10 protein-coding genes are annotated in these 9,365 nt (G+C 30.7%); all 10 read left to right on the top strand.

The features are described 5' to 3' along the window. The first annotated feature begins 738 nt into the window (after positions 1-738). The 10 genes from CORI_RS10525 (at position 739) to CORI_RS10480 (ending at position 9,355) form a co-directional block, all read left to right on the top strand. Positions 739-942, top strand: a complete 204-nt coding sequence (locus CORI_RS10525) for a hypothetical protein (RefSeq protein ID WP_173032048.1) — start codon at positions 739-741, stop codon at positions 940-942. A gap of 468 nt (positions 943-1,410) precedes the next feature. After that, positions 1,411-2,250 (top strand): hypothetical protein, encoded by an 840-nt coding sequence (locus CORI_RS10520; protein ID WP_173032047.1) that lies wholly within the window; start codon positions 1,411-1,413, stop codon positions 2,248-2,250. Positions 2,251-2,317: 67 nt separating this feature from the next. Further along, the gene (locus tag CORI_RS10515; RefSeq protein ID WP_173032046.1) at positions 2,318-3,322 is read left to right on the top strand and encodes a hypothetical protein; all 1,005 of its coding nucleotides are present in this window, start codon (positions 2,318-2,320) and stop codon (positions 3,320-3,322) included. A gap of 18 nt (positions 3,323-3,340) precedes the next feature. Beyond that, positions 3,341-3,730 (top strand): hypothetical protein, encoded by a 390-nt coding sequence (locus CORI_RS10510; protein WP_173032045.1) that lies wholly within the window; start codon positions 3,341-3,343, stop codon positions 3,728-3,730. Between the two features lie 17 nt (positions 3,731-3,747). Beyond that, positions 3,748-4,224 carry a hypothetical protein gene (locus CORI_RS10505; RefSeq protein WP_173032044.1) on the top strand — a complete coding sequence of 159 codons (477 nt, stop codon included), beginning with the start codon at positions 3,748-3,750 and terminating at the stop codon, positions 4,222-4,224. 5 nt (positions 4,225-4,229) lie between these two features. Next, positions 4,230-5,039: a hypothetical protein gene (locus tag CORI_RS10500; protein ID WP_216842257.1), complete on the top strand. Its 810-nt coding sequence runs from the start codon at positions 4,230-4,232 to the stop codon at positions 5,037-5,039. Positions 5,040-5,052: 13 nt separating this feature from the next. After that, positions 5,053-6,903 (top strand): hypothetical protein, encoded by a 1,851-nt coding sequence (locus CORI_RS10495; RefSeq protein WP_173032042.1) that lies wholly within the window; start codon positions 5,053-5,055, stop codon positions 6,901-6,903. Beyond that, positions 6,878-8,089, top strand: coding sequence for an ATP-binding protein (locus CORI_RS10490; protein ID WP_173032041.1), 1,212 nt, complete (start codon positions 6,878-6,880; stop codon positions 8,087-8,089). The genes CORI_RS10495 and CORI_RS10490 overlap by 26 nt, the downstream gene beginning before the upstream one ends. A gap of 11 nt (positions 8,090-8,100) precedes the next feature. Then, positions 8,101-8,619, top strand: coding sequence for a hypothetical protein (locus tag CORI_RS10485; protein ID WP_173032040.1), 519 nt, complete (start codon positions 8,101-8,103; stop codon positions 8,617-8,619). Next, positions 8,612-9,355: a hypothetical protein gene (locus CORI_RS10480; RefSeq protein WP_173032039.1), complete on the top strand. Its 744-nt coding sequence runs from the start codon at positions 8,612-8,614 to the stop codon at positions 9,353-9,355. Before CORI_RS10485 ends, CORI_RS10480 begins: the two co-directional genes overlap by 8 nt. Positions 9,356-9,365: the final 10 nt, after the last annotated feature.

The following is a 9,365-nucleotide window of genomic DNA, read 5'->3' as shown; positions in this document are numbered from 1 at the left end:
CCGCCGTGCTTGCTCTGAAACGCTGAAAAGCTGGCAGTGCTGGCGTGTCCTATGCACCCAGCGTTTCGCTAGTCTAAACTTAAACAATTCTAAAGCGTGAGCTAGTCTAAATGGAGCTTATAGAAGTCTTAAAGTTAAGGTTAGTTTTATATTGCTTAGATAATTCTTAACTTAATATTCATATAAGATAACTATAATAATAATGTAGTTATAGTATAGTAATAATTTAGTAATCATATATTTAATATTTAATAATTATATATTGAAAACTTAGTAAATATACAATATAGATTTAGTTATCTTATAGTAATCTTATAAATGTATTTACTGATTTTACCTCTTAAATTTAGCTAGCCGATCTAAAATTTGGCAAGCTAAATCAAAATTTAGCAAGAAGTTACTAATTATATATTTAAGAAATACTAAGAAATAAATAAAATTATACTGTAAATATATTTAAAAGATGATTATAAATAAAACTATAAATATAAGATTAGTATAAATATAGTAATAATTTAGTATAAATATAGTAATGATTATATCATAGTATAAATAAAGTTATCTTTTAGGATAAATATAAATATATTGTGATTTGTTAAATTTGATTACTTTTAGTAAAAAGTTATTTATTAATTAGTATAAATGTATTTATCTTAAAAGATAAGTTATAGTTTAAGATAAATATAAGTTAATGTATAGTATAATAATCATAGTTGGATTATGTAGTAAGGATTTAATATGACTAATCATTTTTTTGGAATAATTATTAGTCTAATAATAGGAGCTTTTGTTTTTGTGCTTATGTATTCTAAAGCTTCATTTCACAAGGACGAAGATTTGTTTGATGTTAGCTTTTTAAAAAAATTACCAGCTATAATAATATCTATAATAACAGCTTTATTGTATGGAAGTATTGTTTATTTTTATATAAATTTTTATTAATATATAGGCTGTATTTGTCAAGCTATCAAATTTGCAATACAGCCTAATCTCAATAAAAAAGAATTCATATTGTATCAAAATTTTAATCTTTTTGAAAAAATTTAACTGTCGGATCAAATTTTTTCAAGTTTTTTAGAACAAATTTAACTGCATTAATATAATATAGAAAAAGTAAATAAAAAAAGAATTTTAAACCCTTTAAAACCTCGTTGCTGTCGGACTTAAATAGCCTACTTAATAGAAATTGTAACTTAATATATATTAAGCATAATGGAATATATATTAAGCATAATGGAATATATATTAAGCATAATGGAATATATATTAAGTTATTTTCTTCGATTTTAGCGTAATTACTTAACATTTTCATTAATTTAATAAAATCATTATGTAATCAATAATTTATATGATATAATTACTTAACATTTTCATTAAATTAACATTATGGTTATACTTAAAGGATAAGTTATGAATAATACTAAGACTATTATAACTCAAGCTACAAACACAAAAATAGATAATGTAACTGGAGAAGTTTTATCAACCGAAGAAATTTCGACTACTAAAATACCTCAAACTCCCGATTTTTTTATGACTTTTACTCAAGATATAGGCTTTATTGCTAATGTTAGTGGTGGTGCTAGTAAATTATTATTTGGCATTTTATCTGAAATTTCACGATCAAACACAATTGTTTTAGTGAAAGAAATTAAAGATAAAATAGCTGCAAAAGTTGGGCTTAATCCTAGTTCTATCAATCCTTTAATCACAAATTTAGTGAAAAATAATGTTTTGCTAAGAGAAAAAAATAATAAAAGAAGTTCTGTTTATATGATTAATCCATATTATTTTGGCAAAGGTAAGTGGGTAAATATCAATAAATTACGTATGCTTGTCGAGTATGATTTTGTTAATGGTAAAAAAACTTTTGGCGTAGAAACTGAATATATAGACGATAAGGACGATTATATCGGACAGCTTATCGAGCATAAAGATATGATTTTAGAAGAAGTTGAGAAAATTAGAAAATCAAATCCCGAAATTATAGAAGCTAAACCTATTGAAGAAGATATAAAAGAAATACCACAAAACAAAACAATACCAAAAAACGAAACAATCACAGATACTGCGGACGTTTCGGAAATTAAAATTTTAAAGCTAAAAATGCAAGCAGAGTTAGCAGAGAAAGAAAAAATAGAGGCTGAAAATGAGAGGCTAAGACTTAAGATAGAGCTTGCAAAAATTAGCAAAACAAAGGCAGAGCCGAGCTTATTTGATATACCCTCAAGCGATGACAAGGATTTTTAAAAAGTTATGTAACAATACATAACTTTTTAGCTATAATTATAAAAATCTCAAAGTAAATGTAAAGAAAATGGAAGAATATATAGATAGACAGCAACTAAAAAGCGAGATAATACAAACCCTTTTAATCGGTAAAAGCGTAGCCATATACGCACCTCAATTTTTTGGAAAATCCGTTTTTTTAGAGCAAATAAGAGATGATTTAAGTAGTAGTAAAATAGTGATTTTCTTGAAATTTGAGTTTATTTTTAGCCTTGATGATTTTTTTTTAAAGCTTAAAAACGAAATGAGAACAGTTTTAAACGTAGATTTTGAGAGCAAACGAGCCGATAGCCTGGAGAGGCTAGAGGGAATTTTTAAAGCTTTGCTATACGAAGCAAAAAGCAGAAATAAGCAAATTTTCGTATTGATTGATGATTTTGACGAGATAGAGAAAATCCAAAGCACAAACAAACAAGAGCTTAATAGCGTTTTAAACAGCGTTTTTGGAAATCAAAGGAGTGTAATTTTTTGCCTAAATGTAAATAGCCCTTTTTGGGTTGATATGTTTGAGAATAAAAAAAGCATATTGTTTGATTTTGCAAATGTCTTTACCTTGCCACGCTTGCAAGATCAAGAGATTGCAAAATTTATTAAAGATGAATTTAAAGAGAGCGATTTAGAAATTAGCGAAGCTAGTATTAAATTAATTATCGAAAATACTAATAATATGCCTTATTATGTCGGCAGTGTTTGCAGAGAAATAATACTAAATAAGCACGAGAAGATAGACGATAAAGCAATAATGAGCGCAGTAGATGAAGTATATCATCAAAACAAATATATCTTTATGTTACAAATGCGAGCGATTAAAGGGCGCAAGTATATATCACAAATTTTACTAAAAATAGCAAAAGGCGAAAACCCTTACACACTGATTTATACGGAGGAAAATTTAGTTAAGTCAAATTTATTTTTCTTGCTATCCAGTCTTGAAAAAGAAAATATGATTTTAAAAATTAAAAAGGCGAAAGAAAAGCCTATTTTTCTAATATATGATCCTTTTTTCAAAAGGTATATATTAGAAAATTTATAACTCAAAAGGAGCGATAAAATGGACGTTATGGAAGAAGTTGTAAATAGCCTTGCGGAACTTGGCAAGACTGTTAAAAGCACGAGAATTGACCTAAATACTATGACTAAGCACTTTAAAAACGAAAATTCAAGAGTAACTAAGGTGCTTGAAAGTTTAATCAATGAGATTAACGGACTGGACGAACGATTTACGGAGCTTGAAGAGAAATTTAGCAAGATAGAAGAGCAAAACAAAGCCTTAAAAAGTTTTGGTAACTCAAACGCTGGAGCTAGTATAAGTGATACCGAAAGAAAAGCTATATTTGATGATTTACAAGAAAGAGAGAAAAGGCTAGTCGAGCAAGTGCAAAAGCAATTAGACGACTTTTATAAGAGAAATCGCAGGAAGAAATTTTTAGGTATTTTTTAATCCAAAGGAGATTTAAGATGAACTACCAAAACAACTTAGAAGAGCGAAAAAGAAGTAGAAGTAATTTACTAAGAGATTTAAAGGCTGATAGTAACGATATGCTATCGACTAAGGCAATTATAGGCGTTTTAAACTTCATTATGCAAGATATGATAAACAAAGAAGAGATTAAAAAGCAGATTTTCGGAGAAGAAGAAAACAAGGTAAATAATCCTGAATTAGAGCAAGCGATAGATAAAATTTTAGAAGAGATAGAAAAGCATAGGGAAGTAGGCAAAGAGCTTGACAATAAAATTTTAGAAACTAAGAGTTTTCAGGAGCAAATAAAGCAGATCAGCCCTGAAAACTTTGAAGAGAATATGAAAGATATTAAAAATGCAATTAACAATCAGGGTAAAGAGCTAAACGCAAACTTTTTAATGAATAAGACCGAAGCTAAAGCTAAAGAAACAAGCACACAGCATAACACAAATTTGAATATAAAAAGACGTTAAAAATGGTGCAATCAGCAAGAGGGGTTAATAGCAGAAGTCTTTTAAGAGAGGCGGAAACAGCCTTGCTTTTAATCGAAGACGACAAAAGCCGAAAATGGTTTGAAGAAGCTATAAAAAAATTAGTTGATAATCGTAGAAACCCTGAAAAAACTATGACTGGAGCTAAAGAGCTACGCACAAATTTATTAGCCTATTTAGAGCAATTCGGAGAGGTTAAAACGGCGAATATATGGTGCAGAAATATTGTTTATAGCGAAATTAAAGACTTTTTAAAGGCACTACAAGAGGAACTAGCAAGACACGATTTAAAGGGAATTGTAGAGCTACATTTACAAGACCGAGAAATCAATAGCCCGCATATTCAATACGTAGGAACTAATGCAGAAGAAGCACAGATAATAATAGCCGATTTTTTAATACAAAGAGGTTATGAAGATAGCTTAGGCAGTGCTTTGATGAATAATCATATACCGGCTTATAGAACGGAAGAAGCACAGAATTTAAGAGTTAAAAAAACAGATGATGAAGTTAAAGAGCAAGAGCGCATAGAACAGATAACAGAGCATAAGAGAGCGGTTTTAGACACCGTAAAAGACTTAATCGCAGATATAAGAAGCTTAAAAGATAGCTTTGTAGATATTATGAAAAAAGAGCTAAGAGATTTAAATATCATAGATTTTGGTTACAAAAACGAGATAAAAAAATCGACTAGCAAAAGGACAATGGCGTTAGAAAATAGGCATAAAACAACAGAAGAGCTTTTAAGCGACTGGAGCGAGAGAGCTACGCAAAGAAGAAGAGCAAGAAGACAATAAAAGGAGTATGAAAATGATAACTGTAAGTATAGAAAATGCGACTTTGCAAGATTTAAACATCTTGAATTTGACACAAAAGCCTTATAGAGCTTTTTTGCAATACTGGAGCGGAACAGAGCAAGATTTTAACGACTATATGAGAAAACATAACCTAGATTATGACTTTAAAGCCTCTAATATAAAAGAGCTATCGGAAAAGTCGGATCAGTTTTTACTGGACTTTGCCGAAGCCGTGAGGAAAGATATAGGAAATTTCGATTTTAGGCTAAGAGCCTCTTTAGGCAATAGAAATTTAAAGCCTCTTGAACTTGAAGATTATTCAAAGATAACCCTAAAGAACGATACCGATAATACACAAGAGCTAATTAATACGTTTTTACAATTTAATAGCCGAAGCTTTATTGATTTTAGGGATTTTGACAATGAAAACAACGAATTAACCTTTATCTATAACCGCAGGGGAATTTTTGACGAGAACGAGAGAATAGCGATATTAAAAGCCCGAAATAGTATAACAATGAGCGATAATTTTCAACAAGCTAAGGATAACAATTTTATTCTTAGTGGGCTTTGCTATGAACTGGCTAAAGCGCACAATATAGACTTTAAGAACGAGGCTATATTTGGAGATACAAAGAAAGAATTTATCACAACAGCAAGTAAAATTTTAGGCGTAGCAGAGAAGATAGAAGCCGAAAAAGAGGGCGTAATAACTCAAAGCATAGCCAAAGAGCAGGCTAAACAAGAGATTAAGCAGGAAAATTCAGCCACTAGACAAAGCTTAAATGCAGATAGCACAGAAGCCGAAGTATTAAAAGAGGGCAACACAGAGATTAGAATTCAGCCTATTAATCAGGGGTTAAGATCGGCTGGAGTAGATGAATTTGTAAATAAGAGTATCGAAATTTACGAGCAAAAAGAGCTTGAAAAGCTAAAAATGCGCCTTGAAAAATCAAGGAAAGAAGCCGAAAGTGCATATATAGAAATGCAAAACAAGATTAACGAGGGTATGACTATATATGAGAGTATTAACTACATTAAGCAAAAATATAGGAACGAAGAACACACCGTAAATATAGCAAGCGCACTTTTGACTAAAGATATACTGAACGTAAATTTATTAAAAAATGAGCTTGTAGAAGAAAAGGCTAAAAGCACTGAATTAAGTAATCAAGTTGAAGACAAAAACAACGAAATCACAAAGCGAGAAGAAACTATCACTAGCCTAAAAAGCACTATGCAAACTAAGGTCAATGAATTTAACCTAGAAAGAGAGAAACACACCGAACAGCTAGAGGCAGTTAAGAACGAAGCGAAAAGTAGTTTATCAAAAATGCAGGCGGAATTTAACGATAGCTTTAAGCGTGTTAATGAAGCTCACAAGAGGGATAGCGAGAAGTATTTAGAAATCATAGCTCAAAAAGACGAAGAGTTATCATCACAAGACGAGATTATTTTAAGACTTCAAGCCAAAAATGAAGAGCTGGAGAAGAAGAATAAAGAATTTTTAGAACTTTTAAAGACACAAAATCAAAATTTAGAGAAGAAAAATGATGAAATAGTCGAGCTTTTAAAGGGTTTTAACACTAAAAATAATTTAAATGAAGCTAAAGAAAATAACTATTTAATTCAAGAAAAAAGCACTTTAATTAAAGAAAATGACACTTTATCTAAAAAAAATGGTATAATGCTGGAAGAAAGAGATATAAAAAATAAGAGTATTGAAGAGCTAAATAAGATACTAGATGACGCAAAAGTCGGCAACGATGTTAAAAGAGAGATACTAGCTAATTTAAGCGTAGATGATATTTTAAATTCAAACGAAGAGGGCAAAAACGATGCTAAGAACACAAGAAGACAATAAAATCGCAACGGATTTTATTAAGAAATTTTGCGATGATAAATTAAGCTTTAATGATGATTTTTTGGGTTATGTTTGGATAGTTGCTAAAGATATTATTTTTTATAATTACAGCGATTTAATAAGTGAATATCTAAAGTTAGATTGCAGTTTATATCCGACCGAAGAAGATATACAAACAGTTTTAAAAACTAAGCGTGGTATTGTTTTTATTGCGCCTTACAGATTGCCTGAAAAATATAAAGAATTCTTTATAGAAATTAGGGCAAATAACCTTTATAACGTTTTAACTACGCAAGATTATTTAGCAAATTTAAATAAGGCTAAAGTATTGCAAGATAGGCTAGGCATTAGCGTTATTGATAGCCCTTATAAGTTGTCGGACGTTGGCGGAGCGGAGAGGCTAAAAAGCTATGTAGAGCAGTTAAAAGTAGCCGAAGAAAACGGATTTAAGCCAAAAGGTATATTTTTAGTTGGAATTCCTGGAACTGGTAAGACGTTTTTTCCGACTTGCCTTGCTGGAGAGCTTAAAAGACCGCTAATAATGCTGAACCTTGAAGCACTTAAAGAGAGCGGAGAGCCTATAAATAGGCTAAATGAAGTTTTTGAGTATCTTAACTCACAAAACGAAAAATTTATACTTCTTATCGATGAAATCGAGAAAATGATAGGCAAAGCCGATGATCCGCTAACTGGTAGGTTAATGACGATTTTATCGGCTTTAGGCGACAGAGGAAGCGAATACAAGGACTTACAGATTATGATTTTTGCAACAGCAAACGACCTAAATACCATAATCGATAATCAGCCAGCTTTGCTAAGGCGTGGGCGTTTTGACGAGCTATTTTTTGTAAATTTGCCTACGGCAGAGAGTGCAAAAGATATTCTTAGAATTTATGTGAAAAAATTTGGGCTTGAAATTTTGTTTGATATTTTCAATATAGAGGATTTAATTGCGGAGATGGAGAGCAAATATAGGTCTTTTGTAAATCAATCAAACAGATTTCCATATACGCCAGCAGAGATAGAGAGTTTTTTAAAAAGGCTCGCATTTATAAGGCTTACCAAAGAAGAGCTTACAAGGCAAGACGTATTCGAGGCGATAGATTTAATCATACCTATTGTTAAAAGTGCGGAGAAGTCCATAAATAGAATTACGGCTCAAAAAGAGCTATTTATCGAAATTTAAGGAGATAAAGAGTGAATAGCGTATTATTTTCTAGTTTTCCTTATCTCTTTTGGTTTATGCGCCAAAATAAGCAAGATGTAACTATTGATTTATCAAATATGGAGCTTAAAAACGCAGAGGGCAAAATTTACCAGCTAAAGAAATTTAACAAAGCTTATTTTTTGGCAATTAAATTTTTACCGGTTATTTTATTGTTTGGACTTGTCTTTAATAAATATGATTTTGTATTTACGCAGGCTAAATTTTTTCAATATACCGCAGGGCTAATCCTTGCTACTTTAGTTTTTTACGGCAAAAAAACGTTATCTTATATCGCATTTTTTCTATTTTTAGTAAGCGGTTTTTTCTTTTTAGATAACGTGGTTTTTGCTATGGATTATTTTTTCTTGAGTGTGCCTTTTGCTATGAAGTATTTTTTCTTGTTTGTAATTTTTTACAGTTTTGTTTTTGATCTGAATAAAACTGTTTATTCAGTTAAAAACAACAATATCACAGTATCACATATAATTTTGGAGAGAGTAAATGAATAAGGTAATCTTGTCGAGTTTGGTTTTAGCAAGTTTGGTTTTTGGAGCGGATAACTCAAAAAACCCTTTAAGCCCACAGAATTTCAAGTCGCAAAACGATCAAGAATTTTATCAGGACGGCGGAGCTAATACAGATTTAAAAATCAATCAGTTTTACTTAGGTATAGAAAAAGACGAAATCAAGCAACTTCAAAAGAAAGATGACGAGCTAAGAGAAGTCTTTGATGAATTTGACGAAAGCATAGTAAATTATAAACCAGTAAGTAAGCCAGTAAGCACGGTTGATAAACTTACAACACACCCTTACTTTACTACTACGATTTTATTGCCAGCTGGAAGCGTGATAAGCAGTGTAGATATATCGCAAGAGCCTATCACTTTAAAATACGAGCAAAACACAATTTTACTTAGAGTTAAGAAAGACTTTAAAATAGCGAATTTAACCGTTATTTATAGCCTTGACGAGCGTAATTTTGTAGCAAATTTCTTAATTGAGAGATACAACAGAGCCACAACGGACGAGAAGTTAAATTTAGTAATCGATTACAAAAATGTAGCTAGACTTGACGATCTACAAGTAATCGATTACTACGTTTTAATTTATGGCAAATATCCCGATAAAAAATATAACTACATAGATATTGACGGCATAACTTATCGCATAATCAAAGACCCTAAATTTGGCGGAAACTTTATAAATGGAAGTATTTATAGGGTTGATGTAGGAAACGTATTATAAGGGCTTAGGT

This window comes from Campylobacter sp. CCUG 57310 (assembly GCF_013201975.1).
Taxonomy (GTDB): domain Bacteria; phylum Campylobacterota; class Campylobacteria; order Campylobacterales; family Campylobacteraceae; genus Campylobacter_A; species Campylobacter_A canis.
The sequence above is the reverse complement of the archived record's forward strand: the minus strand, read 5'-3'. Positions and strand labels throughout refer to the sequence as shown.